Consider the following 20,129-nt stretch of genomic DNA (forward strand, 5'->3'; position numbering starts at 1 on the left):
CGATTGAAAGTGTGGATAAAATAATTACCCGCCCTCCGATTAAAGAACCTGAAATAATACCAACAGTTATTCTACTAGAGCGGAAAATATTAAATCGTTACGGCTCTAACGCGCGAATTCATTAATAAATCCACCTCGCCTGTAACCTCTCAAGGCGGGGACTTTTCTCCGACTCTCACCACTTCGCCCTTGCCGTTTAAGGGCTTTTTCTCTGGCTAGCCTGCCAAAATGAGCACTGCATGCATATAGTGCATGAATTTGCATGCAACACCCCAGCATCAAAATAGCTGAGACACCTCGCTACAAGGGCTTGTAGGCTCTCTATGTCATGCATGAAAAGTGCATGATAAAGTCAGAGCGCGTAGGCGAGGAGTAGTTGCGCGCAAAGCCTCAGAACGGATAAAATGCCTGATTCCTAAGAAGTGGGGTAAGTAGGATAAATCTTTCTTCATATAAAACATATGGCAATTTATTACTTCTCTTTTATCAACGCTGTTAACGTAAGAGTGGTAATTTCACGCATTATATCATTCCGCTCGGCTTGATTTTTCGCATCGGAAATCATTGAAGCTAATAGCATAATTCGACTATCTAAAGATACCGCTGAGTCATAACCAACAAATTTATAGAATCTATTTAATCCACATAAACTTATAGTCTTTTCACCTTTTTCACTTTTAGCAAAATAAAACTCTCCCACTCTAATTACCTCAATATGTTCTTCATAATTATCTATATGTGGATGTATGATAAAATAATCATTAGAATTTAAAGGTAATTTTCTTATTGCCTTACTGTTAGTTACTTTTGAAACACCTTTTTTAATATTGCAATCAGGACAAGTAACACATAAATTCCTCGATTCAAACATAAATTTAGCCGCACTTTCCCTAGAAATTATATGTTCTATATCCCAATGTCGACCATTAGTACTTTTCGTTATTTGCTGGCAATAAACACAAGTGTAATTCTGTTCTAAAATATAATATAACTTTATTGCCGCCCATATATCAGCTAGATCTTCATCACCCCAACTTTTCCCACAAAAATCATCAGCACTGATTTTTTCAATGATTTTTTTGCTGTATTCATCTGTATATAAAAATGGCTGATTGATCATTGTAATCTTCCTTCTACTTCTATCGCAAGGTCAATGAGGTATTTTACAGGATCACTTTCATCGAGAAGGTCTTTGCTTTTTTTTAGTAGCACTAGCTCTTCAATATATTTATCTTTAATATATTTACCACTCGATAAAACAGTCAGAAGATTAACAACTATTCTCTTAAGATACTCGTTGTCGCTACCGGGTGCAGCAAACAGAGTCGCTAACTGAAAATCAGCAGATTTATTTGTATAAGACTCAGAAGAAATAACATCTCCATTATCAATTTGAGTGATGAAACAATTTTTGCTTCTTAGATTTGATATTATTTGTGGGGAGTGCGTAGCAATAATAAAATGACATCCTGAATAGCTTTCAAAAACCTCCATTAGCAAACTAATATAAGCCTCCTGCCATTCAGGGTGTAAACTGATTTCTGGCTCATCAATCAGAATCAGAGAATTATTTTTAATACTAGATGCAATTCCCAGCGTATTTAGCAAAATACATTGCTGCCCTGAACTTGCATCACTTACACTTATTCCATAATCATATACATCATCACCATAATATTCATTTTCATCAATAATGATCGGATATAAGATAATATCTTTTATTGAGAAAATACCTATTGTGGATAGGACTCTGATCTTATCGAAAAAATCAGAGTGATAATCTGAAACAATACTCTTTTCATAATCAATAGTGAAATCAAACTCTCTTACTGAATCATTTTTATATGCATGATCACCTAGTTTAACAAATGCATCCCTAATCTTTGTATATGAAATATTATACTTTTCTTTCAGATAAGATAAATTCAATTTTGCTGAAGCGGCAACATATTCCATGAATTCGTTAGGGCTAAAAGAAGATAAGTTATCCATGTAAGTATTTATACTATGACGCAATCTAAATATGACTCTCAAGCGCGGATTATAACCTAAAAAATTAAGAACCTTAGAAACAGCAACACGATCTTTATCAAGAGCCCCTGTAGCTGATGAAAATAATACTTTTTCCATCAAAGAATGAATTGCTTTATTTTTACCAAACCCATTCAAACCATAGTAACTATAGAATCCATCATTTTTATTACCCTTGAATGGAGAAAAGTAATCATGCTCTTCTGGAAATTTATCAAAAGGGCTTGTTGATACTGCAATTAATGCCTTAGGACAAAAAAACTCACCATCACGATTAATATCAAAGCCACTTAAATCTATTGAGCGACCACTTATGTTTATTGTATGATTCTTATAATTTGAAAATAATGAAATAGTTAACTTATTATTTTCAACCAAGTGCCGACTAACAATTCCTATATCTCTCTTTAGCAACTTATTATTTGCACGTATGGAACATAACGAATTGGCTAGTCCACTTAATAAACGACTTTTGCCTGTTCCATTTTTACCAATAAGAATGGTGTATACATTTTCATTATTTTCCCAGTCATGAGGTAAAACTCGGATGCTTTTATGATCAAGATAAATATGTTTTATATTGTAGCTCATAGAATATCCTTTATTAGGGTATTACTATATCCTTGCATCATATCCCTACGATTTTCAAGATACTGCGCATGATTGTAAGTGCCGCGAATACTGTTCTTATCAACGTGAGCCAATTGTAGCTCTATCCATGCACTATCATAGCCTTGCTCATGCAAAATCGTTGACATGGTATGTCTAAATCCGTGACCCGTCGCACGGCCTTTATAACCCAGTAATTCAATGACCTGATTGACTGTTTCTTTACTTATAGGCTTTTTGCGGTCATTTCGTCCAATGAAAATATAAGGATAATGTCCGGTGATAGGTAAGAGCTGTTTAAATAGGGCTATAACCTGCGTAGACAACGGCACGATATGAGGGCGACGCATCTTCATTCGTTCTGCTGGAATCTCCCACAAGCCGCTCTCAAGATCGACTTCCTGCCAAGTAGCAAAACGCATTTCCTTAGTTCGCACACCCGTTAACATCAGTATCTTCGCGGCATTCTTGGTTATAATGCTGCCGGTGTAACCCTCTAGGTCACGAATAAAATATGGCATCTCTTCGGCGGACAGGAACGGGTAGTGCTGTTTCTTTGGCGTACTTAATGCGCTGGCAAGGTCTGGGGCGGGATTATATTCAGTACGGCCGGTAATAATGGCATAACGAAATACTTCCCCGCAGCGCTGACGTACTTTACGCGTTTTTTCTAAGGCTCCGCGCTTTTCGATACGTTGAAGCACATCAAGTAACTCCAGCGGTGTGATTTCTGCAATTGGCCGTTTACCAATATACGGGAATATATCCGCCTCAAAGGTACTCATGATTTCTTCCCTATAGCCCAATGACCAACGATCCGCTTTAGCTTTATGCCACTCGCGACTAATGGCCTCAAAAGAGTTTTCCGATGAAAGCCGCTGCGCCAATTTCTCAGCCTTTTTCACCTCTGCGGGATCTGTTCCATCTGCAACTTGTTTACGTGCCAGATCTCGCTTAGAGCGAGCCTCAGCAAGGGATATCAAGTCATAAGTCCCTAATGACATTAATCGTGCTTTACCAGCAAAACGATAGCGAAAGCGCCACCCTTTACTGCCGTTAGGTTCAATTAAGAGTGATAGCCCTTGCCCGTCACTCAGGGTATAGGCTTTTTCTTGTGGTTTAGCACGACGAATCTGGATATCTGAAAGTGGCATGTGTATAGCTCAAAAAGGTATAGGGTAATTCTATACCTTTTACTATACATAATTGTTACGGATTTAGAGAGATAAGCTCGGACACCCACGGACAATAAAACACTCTTTCCATTGTTTTTACTGGTTTTTTTAAGACTTTTGGGGAGTGATACGGAAGAGCTTTGGCGGAAGATCACAGGAGTCGAACCTGCCAAGGACCGCTGGCGGCCCCATCTGGATTTGAAGTCCAGCCGCCCCACCGGGGACGATGATCTTCCAAAGAAGATATGAGTGTAAGGCGGTGATTATAGCGCGTTTATTGTATGGTGCGAGCCATTCAATGCAGGTGATGAATAAATACCCCCGGTGGATGACAGTGGGAGATTTATTGTCAGCTCAGAATGAGCTAGTAACTCACTTCGCCGTATTTATCACGGTGTTCTTTTGGGGTAATGGAATAGCCTTTTTTGAATACCGAATAGAAATATTGCAGTGACGGGTAGCCGCACATTTGTGATATTTCATTGATAGGTAAGGAAGTAGCAGCCAATAAGTTACGCGCCCGATCAAGTTTTTCTTCATGAATAACACCATGAATAGTCTGCCCAATATCGTCTTTAAAGCGTTTTTCCAAATTTGAGCGTGACATTCCTACCGCATCCAGCACCTGCTCAACCTTAATTCCCTTGCAAGCATGATGGCGAATATAATGCATCGCTTGAATCACTGAGGGATCACGTAGCGAGCGAAAATCTGTTGAACGGCGGGCTATCACTTTGACCGGTGGAACCAAAATACGCTGTAATGGCGGTATCTGTTGTCGCTTCTGACGTTGGTTAAGGCGCTGATGCAACAACTTAGCCGCCCGATACCCCATCTGCCGCGTTCCTTGTGCTACCGATGAAAGTGCCACCCGCGATAAATAGCGAGTTAACTCTTCATTATCAATACCAATAACACTTAGCCTCTCCGGTACGGCAATATCCAGATGCTCGCAAACTTGTAATAGATGCCGCGCCCGCGCATCTGTTACAGCAATAATCCCCGTCTGATGTGGCAGCGTTTGTACCCAGTCTGCCAGGCGGTTCTGGGTGTATTGCCAGTTAGCCGGAGCAGTCGCCATTCCCTGATAAACCACCCCCTGATATTGCTCTGCCGCCACTAATTGCCGGAAAGCATATTCTCGCTCCTGCGCCCAGCGTTTATCACTGCTGGCAGGCAGTCCGTAGAAAGCAAAACGATTTAAACCCTTTTCTTTCAAATGCATAAAAGCAGTTTCAACCAGAGCTGCATTGTCGGTTGCGATATAATCCACTGGTGGATAGTCTTCCGGTTGATGATAAGATCCGCCGACGCCGACAATCGGTACATCGATATTTTCCAGCAATTGCTCTATCTGCCGATCATCAAAATCAGCAATAACCCCATCGCCCAACCAATCCCGGATATTGTCGATACGGCAGCGAAAATCCTCCTCAATAAAAATATCCCAATCACATTGTGAAGCCTGCAAATACTCGCCGACGCCTTCTACCACTTGCCGGTCGTACACTTTGTTAGCATTAAACAACAAGGTTATCCGGTAGCGTTTCTCAAACATGGGAGTGGCTCCTGAAATGGGTGGGATAGCACGTTGCAACAGACAGAGAGATCCATTGAACTCGCTGAAGGAAATGGCGTCATACCCGGCGTTTTGTCGCGGAATCCATCCACACCGCCAGCAGCAAAATTGCGCCTTTGACAATGTACTGCCAGAAAGTCGGTACATCTAGCATGCTCATCCCATTATCGAGTGAAGCCATGATAAATGCGCCCATTACCGCACCCGCCACGCTGCCAATCCCACCGGCGAGGCTGGTACCGCCAATCACACAGGCGGCAATCGCATCCAGTTCGGCAATATTACCGGCAGAAGGCGAACCGGCCCCCAGGCGTGAACTAAGAATCAAACCGGCTATCGCCACCATCAATCCATTGATAGCAAATACCGCCAGTTTGGTGCGCTCTACGTTAATCCCAGACAAACGAGCTGCATCGATATTGCCACCAATGGCATAGATCCGGCGGCCAAAAGCAGTGCGGGTCGCCATAAATATACCTGCCAGCATCAACGCCGTGAGAATCAATACCGGGGTCGGTACCCCACGGTAATCATTCAACAAATATATGGCACCAAGAACGATGACAGCAGTAATAGATTGGCGAGTTACATCTCCTTGTGGCGCGGCTACCGGTAAGCCCAGCCGGATACGATGACTACGCCTATGCCATTGCCAGGCCACGAACAACATCAGACCAATGGCACCGATGCCAAATCCGAAGCCATTGGGCAGATAACTTTGCCCAATCTGTGACATGGCATTGCTGGTTGGCGATACGGTGGTGCCATTAGTGATACCAATTAAAATGCCACGGAAAGCTAACATCCCCGCCAGCGTGACAATAAATGAAGGCACTTTACGATAGGCAACCCACCAACCGTTCCACGCCCCCAATACCAGTCCCAATACCAGCGTCACCGCAATGGTCAGTGGTAATGGCCAGCCGAACCACACATCAAAAATCGCCGCCACGCCCCCCAATAGCCCCATCATGGAGCCGACGGACAAATCGATTTCAGCCGAAATAATGACAAATACCATCCCCACCGCCAAAATGCCGGTAATCGCGGTTTGACGCAGCAGATTCGAGATATTCCTGGCGCTGAGATAGGCCCCTTCGGTGGTGAATGTGAAAAACAGCATAATAATGGCAATAGCCGCCAACATGACAAAAACTTGCAAGTTGATAGACTTTAGCCGAAATAATGGCTTTTTATCGCCATTTCTCGGTGCATTCAATTCAGATTGATTAGCTTGCGACATGAGTTTCACTCCTGAGTGCGGCTTCCATGATCTTTTCTTGAGTCAGGTTATGGTTAATGAGATCGGCTTTAATGCGCCCTTGATGCATGACCAACACCCGATCACTTAATCCCAAGACCTCCGGCAACTCAGAGGAAATCACAATGACCGCAATCCCTTGTTGGACCAATTGATTGATAAGTTTATAAATTTCATATTTTGCGCCAATGTCTATACCACGCGTCGGTTCATCTAGGATCAAAATCCGTGGATTCAATAACAGGCATTTAGCCAAAATAGCTTTTTGCTGATTACCCCCACTGAGGCGGGCAATTGCCAGCTCAGAAGAGGAGGTTTTAACTTTCAATCGAGCCAGCGACTGAACAATTATCGATTGCTCTTTAGCATCATCCAGTATGCTAAAGGAACCCGTGAAGTTACTCAGCGCAGCCAGTGTTATATTGGCCCCGACCCCCATGACCGGCACGATGCCATCTTTTTTCCGATCTTCTGGCACCATGGCAATGCCTAACGTCATGGCTTGCTGGCAATGACTGATGGTCACCGCTTTGCCATCAATAAAAATATCTCCCTGCCAGCGGCCTGGATAGACACCAAACAAACATTGCACCGTTTCGGTTCGGCCCGAACCAACCAATCCGGCCACGCCCAAGATCTCACCACGTTTTAAAGAAAAAGAAACCTGATCCACCCGGCGAATATGGCGATTTACCGGATGCCAGGCACAGAGATTTTCTACTCGAAGAATTTCCTCACCGATGTGGTGGGCCTCGTGGGGGTAGAGTTCTTTAAGTTCGCGGCCCACCATCATGGCAATGATGTCATCTTCGCTCATGGTCGCAGCAGCGCGAGAGCCAATATGGCGGCCATCGCGGATCACACAGATATGATCTGATATCGCTTTTACTTCATTCAATTTGTGCGAGATATAGATGCAGGCAATACCGTGATTACGCAGGTCGCGGATGATATCCAGCAGGATCGCGGTTTCACTTTCCGTCAGTGATGCGGTCGGTTCATCCAGCACCAGCAGCCGAACTTGTTTATTCAACGCTTTTGCGATTTCAACCAACTGTTGTTGACCAAGGCCCAACTCACCCACCGGTGTGTTAGGGTCTACCACCAGTTTGACCTGTGTCAGCATCCGTTGGCAGCGCAGGTACATGGCATCGTAATCCATGATGCCGAAACGCCCCCATTCAGAACCCAGGAACATGTTTTCCAGCACTGACATTTGTTTTACCAAAGCCAGTTCCTGATGAATTATCGCAATGCCTTTTTGTTCAGTCTCACGAATATTTTTGGCCTGTAACGTTTCACCAGAGAAAATTATCTCCCCTTGATAAGAACCTGTCGGGTAAATACCACATAACACTTTCATTAATGTCGATTTTCCGGAGCCGTTTTCGCCGCATAATGATAATACCTGCCCAGGATCTAGCGTCAGGCTGATATTATCCACGGCCTTAACCACGCCGAATTGCTTGGTGATATTCTTCATTTCTAGCAGGTAGGGCATACTCCCTCCTTAATACTACTTATTTCATAGCATTGCAGCCATATTAAATAACGGCCATATTAAACGCCTTGATAATTGGCCGTTTATTAAAAAACTCAAAGAGATACCAATTAATAAATATCTGCTTTTTTGTGGAAGCCATCAGCGATGATAGTGCTATCAATATTATTCTTATCGACTTGAATAGGTGTTAATAAATAGGACGGAACGTCTTTTATTCCATTATTTAATTGACTATTGGCTTTAGGCTGTTCGCCTTTCCCCAGAGACACGGCAATTTCTGCGGCATCATTAGCTAATTTGCTGATTGGCTTATATACCGTCATGGTTTGCGTACCTGCAACAATACGTTTTATTGCGGCCAAATCAGCATCCTGCCCGGAAATAGCGACTTTACCCGCCAGTCCTTGTGCCGCTAATGCCTGAATAGCACCGCCTGCGGTCGCGTCATTGGACGCCACAACAACGTCAATATTATTATTATTAGCAGTTAATGCATTTTCCATGATTTTCAACGCATTTTCGGGTAACCAACCATCAACCCACTGGTCGCCAACAATCTTTACTTTCCCTTCTTTTATCAATGGATTAAGCACGGTCATTTGTCCCTGACGGAACAGTTTAGCGTTGTTGTCTACTGGTGAGCCACCCATCAGAAAATAATTACCCTGTGGTACCCGCTCAACCAAGCTTTTGGCTTGTAATTCACCCACTTTCTCATTATCGAATGAAATATAAAAATCAATATCAGCATTATTTATCATGCGATCATAGGCTAATACTTTTATACCTTCACGTTTTGCTTCAGCGATGACATTACTTAATACCTGCCCGTTATAGGGAATAATCACCAATACATCAACGCCACGGTTAATCATATTTTCAATCTGCGCCATTTGTGTTTCTTCATTGCCATTTGCCGATTGAACAAATACTTTAGCCCCGAGTGATTCGGCCTTGTTAACAAAAATATCACGGTCTTTCTGCCAGCGTTCAAGGCGGAGATCATCTATCGCCATACCAATTTTAATTTCTTTACTGAATCCGGGCTGGCTAATCATCACCAGTGCGGCGCATGCGGAGAGTAACATGTTGTTAAATTTCATCTTTCGGTACCTTTCTTATTATGTAAGCAGGGTAAGAGAAACAATAAACATCAACTGCAATGGGGATTGTTGACGCTTATTTGCACATCGGCAATTACAGATTTTCATCCGCCGATTATGTTTTTTGGTTTAATGTTAATTTTATGATAACGATCATGTTTTCATCCTCGTAAAATGCATAACTCCAGTGAATGATGTTATCAGCGTGATGTATATCAAGCGGTTTTTATCATTAAGCGATTATTTATGAGATCTACTCCACAATTAATAATTCTCTGAATTTAAGTGTGAAATAACGTAATTGTGAGAATAGCCAACAACTCCGAAGATAAAAGCTCACCAGCCCGTCGAGGCGGGCTAGCCTCCAAGGAGTATTGCATGCAATCTTATTTTGATGAATTAGAACAAGTGCGTTATGAAGGCAGCCAGAGCACTAATCCGCTGGCGTTTCATCACTACAATCCGGATGAAATTATCCTTGGTAAACGGATGGCCGATCATCTGCGGTTTGCCGCCTGTTACTGGCATACATTCTGCTGGGGCGGGGCCGATATGTTCGGCAGCAATGCCTTTGATCGCCCGTGGCAGCAATCAGGGGATGCTCTGGCACTGGCAAAACGCAAAGCCGATGTCGCTTTTGAATTCTTCCATAAACTGAATGTACCTTATTACTGCTTCCATGATATCGATGTTTCACCGGAAGGTGCATCACTGAAAGAGTATCTGAATAATTTCGCGGTAATGACCGATGTACTGGCTGAGAAACAGGAAAGCAGCGGCGTAAAATTATTATGGGGTACAGCTAACTGCTTTACCCATCCACGCTACGGCGCGGGGGCAGCCACTAACCCTGATCCAGAAGTCTTTAGCTGGGCGGCAGCTCAGGTCTTTACTGCCATGCAAGCCACCAAAAAACTCGGTGGTGAAAACTATGTGTTATGGGGCGGACGTGAGGGCTACGAAACGCTGTTAAACACCGATTTACGCCAGGAACGCGAGCAAATTGGCCGCTTTATGCAAATGGTGGTCGAGCATAAACACAAAATCGGTTTCCAGGGCACGCTATTAATTGAGCCAAAACCACAGGAGCCGACCAAGCATCAATACGATTATGATGTCGCCACCGTTTATGGCTTCCTCAAGCAATTCGGGTTGGAAAAAGAGATTAAAGTTAACATTGAAGCCAACCATGCCACGTTAGCCGGGCACTCTTTCCATCATGAAATTGCCAGTGCGATTGCATTAGGTATTTTTGGTTCGGTGGATGCTAACCGTGGTGATCCACAGCTTGGTTGGGATACCGATCAGTTCCCGAACAGTGTGGAAGAGAATGCGTTGGTGATGTTTGAAATCCTTAAAGCGGGGGGTTTTACCACCGGTGGCTTGAATTTTGATGCCAAAGTACGCCGCCAAAGTACCGATAAATATGACCTGTTCTATGGCCATATCGGAGCAATGGATACGATGGCGCTGGCACTGAAAATTGCGGCCAAAATGATTGAAGATGGCCAATTGAATAAGCGAGTTGCCAAACGTTATGCGGGCTGGAATACCGAATTGGGCCAACAAATTCTGCAGGGTAAACTGTCGCTAGAAGATTTAGCGCACTATGCCGCCCAACATGATCTAAACCCACAGCACTACAGTGGGCATCAAGAGCAACTGGAAAATCTGGTTAACCACTATATCTTTGGCTGATAGCCCCCGAGACTGCTGACAGGGCCAAATGAAGGGGAAACGTGCCGTTGGGGTCGTAGTGGCGTAAGCCACCGAAGTGCCCCTAGGCGCGGTCACCCTTCACTCTCTGGGCGATAAATATGAGGAGCACATATGTACCTTGGTATTGATCTCGGCACTTCCGGCGTCAAAGTAATTCTACTGGCCGAAAACGGCCAGTTAATTGGCAGCCAAAGTGCCGCATTATCCGTTTCGCGTCCTCATCCTTTATGGTCAGAACAAAACCCGGCTGACTGGTGGCAGGCAACCGATCAGGCTATGCAAGCCCTTGCCGCAGAACATAATTTGCAGCCAGTTAAAGCCCTCGGGCTAACCGGGCAAATGCACGGTGTCACCTTACTGGATAAACAGCATCAGGTGTTGCGCCCGGCTATTTTATGGAATGATGGTCGCAGTTTTCCCCAGTGCCAGGCGCTGGAGCAAGCGGTCCCCGAGTCACGCCAAATTACCGGTAACCTGATGATGCCGGGCTTTACCGCCCCTAAGCTGAAATGGCTGGCAGAGCATGAGCCAGAAATTTTTAGTCGTATCGATAAGGTGCTGTTACCGAAAGATTATCTCCGTTTCTTGATCAGTGGTGATTTTGCCAGTGATATGTCAGATGCCGCCGGAACACTCTGGTTGGATGTCGGCCAACGTGACTGGAGCGATAAAATGCTGGCGGCCTGCGGCTTAAACCGCCAGCACATGCCCGCACTGTTCGAAGGTAGCCAGATCACCGGCCATGTCAGTGCTGATATTGCCAATCGTTGGGGTATCAACGCAATACCGGTGGTCGCCGGTGGGGGCGATAATGCTGCCGGTGCGATGGGTGTTGGTCTGTATCAGGCGGGGCAGGCGATGTTATCGCTGGGAACATCCGGCGTCTATTTTGCGGTCAGTGACGGTTTTCTCAGTAATCCGGCCAGTGCAGTTCACAGTTTTTGTCATGCATTGCCGAATACCTGGCACCTGATGTCAGTGATGCTGAGTGCCGCGTCGTGTCTTGATTGGGCTTGCCAGCTCACTGGTGTCGACAAGGTTCCCGCGCTTATCGCTGAAGTAGAGAAAGCACCGGAAACCACGACACCGGTATGGTTCCTACCCTACCTATCCGGCGAACGAACCCCCTATAACAACCCTAATGCTAAAGGTGCGTTCTGGGGCTTCACCCACCAACATCGCCGCGCAGATTTAGCCCGTGCGGTATTGGAAGGTGTGGGATTTGCATTAGCTGACGGTATGGATGCCCTGCATGCCAGTGGGTTGCAACCGAAATCAATCACCTTGATTGGCGGCGGCGCACGCAGTGCCTATTGGCGACAAATGCTGGCTGATATCAGCGGTCAAACCCTGGAATATCGCACCGGAGGCGATATTGGCCCGGCGCTAGGCGCAGCCCGATTAGCTCAAATCGCACTGAATCCGAATATTCCATTAGCAGACTTATTGCCTGAACTGCCGCTGGAACAAACCCATGTACCGGATGCGCAACGACACCACGATTACAGCGCACGTCGGATCATCTTTAAAAAGCTATACCAGCAATTACTGCCATTGTGTGACGATGAGTAACGTGCAAATAATGAATAAATAGCGAGCAAAACAGGTTGTGGCGATTATTTTTCTTTTCCACAGCCTGAATCTGGCATGCCTCTCCGTTGAAAACTCGCCCATTATGACGTTACGCCCACACCGCGTGGGCTGGCAGTAATTAACTGACCAGACGCCGCCGGTCAATGCGCTGTAATCCCATCGATAACAAGGTGCTTAGGGCAAGTGCCAGCGCGAAGACATAAAATATATCCAGCACCGGATAGGCGGTAAAATCGTAATGGTGGGTGCGGATAAAATGAATAATTAACGCATGGAAACCGTAAATCGCCAACGAATGCCCGGCAAGCCAGCTCAGCCAGGCAATGGGCTGGTTCATGCAGTTTTTAAACCACACCAGCAGTGACACCGCAGCAACGAAGACCAGCGGGCCGCAATACATATAAAACGTATCAGCAAAACTACCATTAATCCGCGTCTGCTTTTCCGTAGAGATAGCAATAAATATCACGCTGACGATAAACAACAATGCCGCGCACCAACTGATGGCTCGCCCCTGTGTTTCCAGCATACCTATCGCCCGTCCCAACAATGCATACAACAAATAATAGAAAGTATCACCGTAGATATAGAGGTTTATCGGCAGTAAATGGAAGCCGCCAATCGAATACTTGCTGGTCTGCGGGTTGGCAAACACCGCCAGCAGCAGGATGATAATCGCCAAATAGCGGCCTGATACCGGTTTGACGTTAATCAACGGTGAAATCAGATAAACCACAATAATCGCGTAGAAAAACCACAGGTGATAAAACACCGGTTTTTGCAGAATATTCTGTAGCGAAGCCCAACCGTTGATCGGAGTCACCGTCGAAATATAAATCAGTGCAATCATGCTGTAGAACAGTAGGCATAGCCCGATACGGGTAAAGTGCTTTTGCTGGGCGCTTTTTTCACCAAAAAAAAGATAGCCGGAGATCATAAAGAACAAGGGTACACAGGCACGGGAAGCTGAATTCAGCAGATTGGCGATATCCCAATTCACTTCTCCCACTTGCGCGCCACTGGTGACGTAGTAGGTCGTCGCGTGGATCATCACCACCATAATGCAAGCCACGGCCCGCAAGTTATCAATCCAGCCAATCTTATTGGTCATTCATCGTCTCTATTGCCTGTTTGTATACTTAAAAGCGCTTATCTATTTATGGCACTAATAATCAGGTTGCAAACAATAACGTAAATTTAGCCCTATACCCTAAATAATTAGCATGGCGGCCTGACGGCAAACAAGGGGCGCGCCGAGTCACGAGAGCCGCTAACCGCGCGGTGGTATCTAAGATGAAGGGTAATTGTTGCTATCACGTTATATTGGCGGCAAAATAGCCGCCATAATCCGATCAGACTGTATATCCTGCCTGAGAAGATCCACTTTTAATGTTACTTTTTAATAGCTTAACTTATGCAAACTTCATTTTCACCCGCAACACGTTTAGGTCGGCGGGCGCTTTTATTTCCCCTGTGTTTAGTATTATTCGAATTTACCGCTTATATCGCCAACGATATGATCCAGCCCGGTATGCTGGCAGTAGTGGCTGATTTTAATGCCGGTGTTGAGTGGGTTCCAACCTCCATGACCGCCTATCTGGCCGGGGGGATGTTCCTGCAATGGCTGCTTGGGCCGTTGTCAGACCGCCGTGGACGTCGCCCAGTGATGTTAGTCGGGGTCGCATTCTTTGTTGTTACCTGTCTTGCCATTTTGTTGGTCAATAATATTGAACAGTTTATCGTCATGCGTTTCCTACAAGGGATCGGTTTATGCTTTATTGGCGCAGTCGGCTACGCCACCATCCAGGAATCATTTGAAGAAGCGGTGTGTATTAAAATTACTGCGCTGATGGCGAATGTGGCCTTGATTGCCCCATTGCTCGGCCCGTTGGCAGGTGCCGCCTTGATCCATGTCGCGCCGTGGCAAACTATGTTCGTGCTGTTTGCGGTGCTGGGTGCCATTTCATTTGTTGGTTTGTGGCGTGCCATGCCAGAAACTGCGGCCCTAAAAGGCGAGAAGCTGTCAGTGGCGGCAATGTGGAGTGACTATAAACACGTCCTCGCCAACCGCCGCTTCCTGTGTGGCTCTCTGGCGTTAGGCTTTGCCAGCCTACCCCTGCTGGCATGGATTGCTCAATCGCCGGTCATTCTGATCAGCGGTGAAAAGCTATCTACGGTGGAATACGGCATTTTGCAGGTACCGATTTTTGGTGCACTGATTATTGGTAACCTGACACTGGCGAGATTGAGCGGCAAAACCCCCATTCCACGGCTCATCCGCTACGGAGCAGGCCCAATGATTATTGGCCTGTTAATCGCCGCCGGTTCAACCCTCTATTCATCCCATGCCTATTTGTGGATGACTGCCGGGTTGAGTCTATATGCCTTTGGTATTGGGCTGGCTAACGCCGGTTTGGTACGCCTGACGCTGTTCTCCAGCGATATCAGTAAAGGTACGGTGTCTGCCGCTATGGGGATGATCAGTATGATGGTCTTCACCTTGGGTATCGAGTTTGCCAAAGTGGCTTATCTGTGGGGCAACAGCGGTATATTTAACCTGTTCAATCTGATCAGTGGTTTGCTATGGCTGGGCTTGGTGATGATATTTATTCGCCGCCAGCCGGAGGCGGTTACTGCGGAGTAGTTTATTAAGCGCTGGGGGATAGACCCTCCAGCGAATTTATAGCCTAAAATCAGTGTGTAATTGCGCCCAATGATTTCGTAATACGTGCTTATGGGGATCTCTCCCTTCATCATAGTGCACCAGAACACCCACACGGATTTCCCCCAGATAAAGCGCCAGCCCTTCGACACTCTCAAGCTGTTGCGACATCGGCTAGTCCTCCAGATCTTTATATTTCTGTGTCCAGGGGTCGTCATTGACTGTGATATCGTCCTTATTGACCACGCGTTCTGCCCCCATAGTCAAACCTATATCCTGCGCCTGTTCCCGGGTGAGCAGCAGCATTTCCAGATCGAAACCGGCTAATATCCGCAGAAAAGTAGAAAGGTGAATATCCCCCCCTTTCTCAAACTTGGAAACTTGCTGTTGCGTCATGCCATTGATAAGACGCATATCAGACTGTGTAAATTGTTTCTGTTGGCGAATTTCTTTTATCTGCTCAGCCACATCTAACAGCGATTTCATATCATCCCCCGGTTACATGTCTTTTGATGTATCTATAGCCTAGTACATCTTAAACAATGTATTTTATGGATTAAACATCGGATATGATGTAAAAAAATCAAATTACACCGTGTGAGATGTAATTTGACCACATTACATCATGTTAGATGTATTTTAACCAAATTACACATTAGGAGATGTATTGAGAAACAGTCCGCTGTCACGCAGCAAATGGTCATTGCCCCGGCGGCGGGTAAATCCGCTGCGGTCAAAGAATTCAAGAATTTGAATCGCGAGCTTGCGGCCAACACCCAGTCTATCGCGGAAATCTGAGGCACAGGCGCTGCCCTGGCTGGCATCCAGCTCACGGACCAAATCAGCGAACTGCTCAATACGCTGGCTGCGATAGTAGCGATCAGGAACAATTGCCGTGATATAGCCCAGTTGTGCGGCTTTGCGCAATAATGTGCGCATCTCACTTTCCTCAATCTGCATCTGTGCCGCCAAATCGCGCACCCACCAAGGATCATCGGCAAAATAGGATGCGACCTGCTGCCACTGAACTTGCTCATCGTCAGTAAATGCCAGGCCATGAGCTGACAGATGTAGCCAGCCACGGGTATTCTTTAACACCCCTTCAGCCAGCAAATTATCAATCAAACGAAATACCAGCCCCTCATCCAGCGTTGGCAAAGCCATGCGCCGCAAGCGCGACCGCCCTAATCCCAGTTGATCAGCATGCTGTTGATGATACAAGCACAGAACATGTAATAAGGTTTGTTGCGCCTGCTGCGCATGAGGTTGTGACAGCACGATATCACCGGCGACAACACTATCAGTTCCGGCCAGCAACGCCGCCATATCAGCAGCAATCAGCTGGCGCGACCAACTGAAGCCACGCAAGGAAATCGGCCCCTGCGCCAGATGTAAATCCAGCACTTCACTATCGGTAGTCGCCTGCACCAGTGCAGTTAACCAGGATAAATACGCCGGTTGCCGCTTACCGCGTTTCGGGGCCGCCAGATGAATAACCCGCGCACCGCCCAGCGTCTTCTTCGCCGCAATATCCCGTAGAATGAGACGATCGTTCTCCGCCAGCCAGAGCGGGTTATCCAGCAACAGCTCGGCCAGTATCAATGGGGGTTTATCGTCAGTAGGTGGCAGATTATTGATGGGTGAAGAATTGAGTAGAGAAAAGCGACCGGTAATATGGCTGGCGGCATGATGCAGATGCAGGGGTTGCCAGTGTTGTATCGGTGCATCTGCATCGACAGTAACCACAACCCGATCCACGGCTTCCGGTGGCGGCTGCATTAATAGCCAGTCACCACGGTTGATCTGCTGCTTGCTAATATCGCCACTGATATTCAGGGCAATACGCTGGCCAGCCTGCGCCTGTGGTGTATTTTGGTTTTGTGCATGTATACCACGCACCCGCACCGGACAATCACCGCCGGTAAGCCATAAGGTATCGCCCACCGCCACCTTACCCGCCAGGGCGGTACCAGTGACGACTAAACCGGCACCCTTCACGCTGAATGCACGATCGATAGCCAGACGAAAACGCTGCTGTAACCGGCCATTATCGTCGTCTTGTTGATGACATTGGGCCAGATGTTCGCGCAATTCGCTGATGCCATCATCGGCAGTGGCCGCCGTCACAAACAAAGTGACCTGCTCTGCCTGCCAGCCCTGCGCCATCAATTCAGCCATCACCTGCTGGCGTACCTGCTCGATACGTTGATCATCAACCCGATCGGCTTTAGTCAGCGCCACCGTCAATGTTGGCCGCCCGCTGAGCCGTAAAATCGCCAAATGCTCGCGAGTTTGTGCCATCACGCCATCATCACAGGCCACCACCAGCAAAGCATGACTGATACCGCCCACTCCGGCCAACATATTAGCTAAAAACTTCTCATGACCGGGGACATCGATAAACCCGACAATACGACCATCAGGCTGCGGCCAATAAGCGTAGCCCAGATCAATGGTCATTTCGCGCTGCTTTTCTTCCGGCAGGCGGTCAGCGTTGACCCCGGTAATCGCCTGTAAAAGTGTCGTTTTGCCATGGTCGACATGGCCTGCTGTTGCAATAATCATCGAGCCAATTCCCTGAGCAACGCCGCCTCATCTTCCAGACAACGCAAATCGAGCCATAAACGCCCATCAGCCACGCGGCCAATAACAGGCTTTGCCAGACCACGCCAACGTGCGGTTAATGCTTCCAACGCACTGCCGCTGCCATCTTTTGGCGCAAAGGTGACGGCCCAACTGGGTAAACGGTCTACCGGTAGCGAACCACTGCCAATTTGTGACCAGCATGGCTCCGCCACCAGCGTAAAATCAGCGCCATAACGGTCACTCAGCGCCGCCAGCACGCGCTGTGCGCTCTCGGCGATCACCGGAGTCGGACGGGTCAGTAACCGCATCGTCGGCAGCGTCTCAGCCAGCTTATCAGGCTGCTGATAAAGGCGTAAAGTGGCATCCAACGCCGCCAGCGTCATTTTATCGGCTCGTAATACCCGCTTGAGTGGATGCTGCTGTAATTGCTCAATCCACTGTTTTTTGCCGAGAATGATCCCCGCCTGCGGCCCCCCCAACAGTTTATCGCCCGAAAAGGTCACTAAATCGACGCCTGCCGCAATCAGTTGTTGTGGCATGGGCTCTGCCGGTAAACCGAACTGGGTCATATCCACCAGCGAACCACTCCCCAGATCCGTCGCAGTTGGGATGGAAAACTCACGCCCTAGCGCCACTAATTGCGGCTCGGCAACCGATGCCGTGAAACCGTCAATACGGTAATTACTGGTATGAACTTTCATCAACAGACCCGTGTGTTCATTAATGGCCTGACGGTAATCTTGTTGATGGGTACGGTTGGTGGTGCCCACTTCCACCAGTTCACACCCCGCCTGACGCATGACATCCGGAATGCGAAAAGCACCGCCAATCTCAACCAGCTCGCCACGAGACACCACCACTTGTTTGCCTGCGGCCATGACGGTCAGCATCAGAAACACCGCAGCAGCATTATTATTGACGATGCAGGCATCTTCCGCGCCGGTCAGTTCACAGAGTAAATCGGCAACAGCCCGATCACGGTGACCACGGCGGGCGCCACTCAGGGAATATTCCAAAGTGACCGCACCACGCATCGCGTCATTGACAGCAGCAATGGCTGATTCAGCCAAAAAGGCGCGCCCCAGGTTGGTATGCAGTACCGTACCTGAGAGGTTAAATACCGGTTTTAGGGCAGGTTGACGCTGACTCAATCGTTGGCGTAACGCCGCAGGCCAATCCGCACACCAATCGGCCAGTGAATGAAATTGGCGGATATATTCACGGGCCTCCAGTTGTAACTGACGCAAGGTTTCAGCCAATAAAACCGGGCCATACTCAGCCAGCAATGCCGCCATTTCAGGTTCACGCAGCAGGCGGTCAATTGCCGGTAACTGGCGGTATAACGGGTGTGGTTCTGCACTCATTGTGGTACCTATAACGGTATAGTCACTTAGCGTGGTTGATTAAATGATACTGGAGCTAATATTATATATTACTCACTGGGAAACCTACTCACTGGGAAACACAAACGGGTTGATACTGCTGCGGGCAAAGCCTTCACCTTCCATCTTGGCATCAAGGATAAGCGAGGCCAGATCATCGGCTACGGCTTCTACCATAGGGTCTTTTTCCTGATACAGGATCTTCAGGTAAGTACCACAATCGCCGCAACTCTCCGCTTTCACTGCTGCCAGTTCGCTGTCGAGCGACCAGTAGTTCAAATCGCGGGTCTGTTCGCAGTTGCTGCATTTAATCCGCACAACATGCCACTCGCTTTCACATAAATTACAATGCAAATAGCGCAAACCATTGTTGGTACCGATATGTACCACACTGGCTACCGGAATACTGCCACAGACCGGACAAAACTGACGATGCTCACCGTATTCAGCCCGCGCTTTGCCGGGGATCTGGCTGGCCATCTGCGCCCAATACAGCGACAGAGCTGCCCAGATAAATGGCGCTTTTTCGCTGCCAATCTGCGCAAACTCACGGTTTAACAGCGCATCTGCATACAATTCAAGCTCATGTACTGAAGCCTTATCCAGATTATCCAGTACCGCCAGAATATGATCAGGGGCATCAGGGCGCAGTTCGGCAATCAGCGCGGACAACAGCTTACGCCAATGCTCAGTACGCGGAAATATGCTCAGATCCAGTGGCGGCTTGCCACTGATTGCGGATTGTTCCAGCTCAGCGTATATATCCAACACCAGCGGATGATCATGCAGCGCTTTTTGCTGTGCTTGGGTAATTTTAGCCGCAAAATCCAGATAATCCGCCAGCGGGTTATCCAGTGCTAACTGCTGTAAACGTTCAGTACGCCGGGTATACAGGCTTTTTAAATTCGCGAAAAGTAACGGCGGG

General features: G+C 47.1%; 16 protein-coding genes, 1 tRNA gene and 1 pseudogene. 4 read left to right on the forward strand and 14 right to left on the reverse strand.

The window, feature by feature from the left end; all coding sequences use genetic code 11:
- Nucleotides 1–125 (forward strand): annotated as a pseudogene (locus tag AEP37_RS24715) (ogr/Delta-like zinc finger family protein); the annotation flags it as partial.
- Between the two features lie 347 nt (nt 126–472).
- On the opposite strand, the gene AEP37_RS07760 reads toward AEP37_RS24715, so the two are convergent.
- The 8 genes from AEP37_RS07760 to xylF all read right to left on the reverse strand — a co-directional run bounded on the left by AEP37_RS07760 (nt 473) and on the right by xylF (nt 9,262).
- On the reverse strand, nt 473–1,120 hold the full coding sequence (locus AEP37_RS07760; protein WP_049612119.1) for an HNH endonuclease: 648 nt from the start codon (nt 1,118–1,120) through the stop codon (nt 473–475).
- Nucleotides 1,117–2,622: an AAA family ATPase gene (locus AEP37_RS24720; RefSeq protein WP_072086264.1), complete on the reverse strand. Its 1,506-nt coding sequence runs from the start codon at nt 2,620–2,622 to the stop codon at nt 1,117–1,119. Before AEP37_RS24720 ends, AEP37_RS07760 begins: the two co-directional genes overlap by 4 nt.
- Complete coding sequence (locus AEP37_RS07770) at nt 2,619–3,794, reverse strand: tyrosine-type recombinase/integrase (RefSeq protein WP_049612121.1); 1,176 nt, start codon at nt 3,792–3,794, stop codon at nt 2,619–2,621. Before AEP37_RS07770 ends, AEP37_RS24720 begins: the two co-directional genes overlap by 4 nt.
- A 162-nt stretch (nt 3,795–3,956) precedes the next feature.
- Nucleotides 3,957–4,051: transfer RNA gene (locus AEP37_RS07775), tRNA-Sec, on the reverse strand.
- A 128-nt stretch (nt 4,052–4,179) separates the two neighbouring features.
- Nucleotides 4,180–5,373 (reverse strand): D-xylose utilization transcriptional activator XylR, encoded by a 1,194-nt coding sequence (xylR, locus tag AEP37_RS07780; RefSeq protein ID WP_049612123.1) that lies wholly within the window; start codon nt 5,371–5,373, stop codon nt 4,180–4,182.
- A 79-nt stretch (nt 5,374–5,452) separates the two neighbouring features.
- Complete coding sequence (gene xylH / locus AEP37_RS07785) at nt 5,453–6,637, reverse strand: xylose ABC transporter permease XylH (RefSeq protein ID WP_049612125.1); 1,185 nt, start codon at nt 6,635–6,637, stop codon at nt 5,453–5,455.
- Nucleotides 6,624–8,156, reverse strand: coding sequence for a xylose ABC transporter ATP-binding protein (locus AEP37_RS07790; protein WP_049612127.1), 1,533 nt, complete (start codon nt 8,154–8,156; stop codon nt 6,624–6,626). Before AEP37_RS07790 ends, xylH begins: the two co-directional genes overlap by 14 nt.
- A 110-nt stretch (nt 8,157–8,266) precedes the next feature.
- Nucleotides 8,267–9,262 carry a D-xylose ABC transporter substrate-binding protein gene (gene xylF / locus AEP37_RS07795; protein ID WP_049612129.1) on the reverse strand — a complete coding sequence of 332 codons (996 nt, stop codon included), beginning with the start codon at nt 9,260–9,262 and terminating at the stop codon, nt 8,267–8,269.
- A gap of 378 nt (nt 9,263–9,640) precedes the next feature.
- On the opposite strand from xylF, the gene xylA reads away from it, so the two are divergent.
- Together xylA and xylB are read left to right on the forward strand one after the other, a co-directional pair.
- Nucleotides 9,641–10,960 carry a xylose isomerase gene (gene xylA / locus AEP37_RS07800; protein ID WP_049612131.1) on the forward strand — a complete coding sequence of 440 codons (1,320 nt, stop codon included), beginning with the start codon at nt 9,641–9,643 and terminating at the stop codon, nt 10,958–10,960.
- A 132-nt stretch (nt 10,961–11,092) separates the two neighbouring features.
- Nucleotides 11,093–12,553 carry a xylulokinase gene (xylB, locus tag AEP37_RS07805; protein WP_049612133.1) on the forward strand — a complete coding sequence of 487 codons (1,461 nt, stop codon included), beginning with the start codon at nt 11,093–11,095 and terminating at the stop codon, nt 12,551–12,553.
- Nucleotides 12,554–12,692: 139 nt separating this feature from the next.
- On the opposite strand, the gene AEP37_RS07810 is transcribed toward xylB, so the two are convergent.
- The gene (locus AEP37_RS07810; RefSeq protein WP_049612135.1) at nt 12,693–13,685 is read right to left on the reverse strand and encodes an acyltransferase; all 993 of its coding nucleotides are present in this window, start codon (nt 13,683–13,685) and stop codon (nt 12,693–12,695) included.
- A 303-nt stretch (nt 13,686–13,988) separates the two neighbouring features.
- On the opposite strand from AEP37_RS07810, the gene AEP37_RS07815 reads away from it, so the two are divergent.
- Nucleotides 13,989–15,218: an MFS transporter gene (locus AEP37_RS07815; RefSeq protein WP_049612137.1), complete on the forward strand. Its 1,230-nt coding sequence runs from the start codon at nt 13,989–13,991 to the stop codon at nt 15,216–15,218.
- Between the two features lie 36 nt (nt 15,219–15,254).
- On the opposite strand, the gene AEP37_RS26035 is transcribed toward AEP37_RS07815, so the two are convergent.
- The 5 genes from AEP37_RS26035 to fdhE all read right to left on the reverse strand — a co-directional run.
- Nucleotides 15,255–15,407 (reverse strand): hypothetical protein, encoded by a 153-nt coding sequence (locus AEP37_RS26035; RefSeq protein ID WP_156168552.1) that lies wholly within the window; start codon nt 15,405–15,407, stop codon nt 15,255–15,257.
- 3 nt (nt 15,408–15,410) lie between these two features.
- Complete coding sequence (locus tag AEP37_RS07820) at nt 15,411–15,722, reverse strand: helix-turn-helix domain-containing protein (protein ID WP_049612139.1); 312 nt, start codon at nt 15,720–15,722, stop codon at nt 15,411–15,413.
- A gap of 162 nt (nt 15,723–15,884) precedes the next feature.
- Nucleotides 15,885–17,801 (reverse strand): selenocysteine-specific translation elongation factor, encoded by a 1,917-nt coding sequence (gene selB / locus AEP37_RS07825; RefSeq protein WP_049612140.1) that lies wholly within the window; start codon nt 17,799–17,801, stop codon nt 15,885–15,887.
- Nucleotides 17,798–19,186 carry an L-seryl-tRNA(Sec) selenium transferase gene (gene selA, locus AEP37_RS07830; protein WP_049612142.1) on the reverse strand — a complete coding sequence of 463 codons (1,389 nt, stop codon included), beginning with the start codon at nt 19,184–19,186 and terminating at the stop codon, nt 17,798–17,800. The genes selB and selA overlap by 4 nt, the downstream gene beginning before the upstream one ends.
- An 84-nt stretch (nt 19,187–19,270) precedes the next feature.
- Nucleotides 19,271–20,129: formate dehydrogenase accessory protein FdhE (gene fdhE / locus AEP37_RS07835; protein ID WP_244880774.1), on the reverse strand; the 859-nt coding region annotated here is incomplete at its 5' end.

It is taken from the genome of Yersinia pekkanenii, assembly GCF_001152565.1.
GTDB lineage: Bacteria > Pseudomonadota > Gammaproteobacteria > Enterobacterales > Enterobacteriaceae > Yersinia > Yersinia pekkanenii.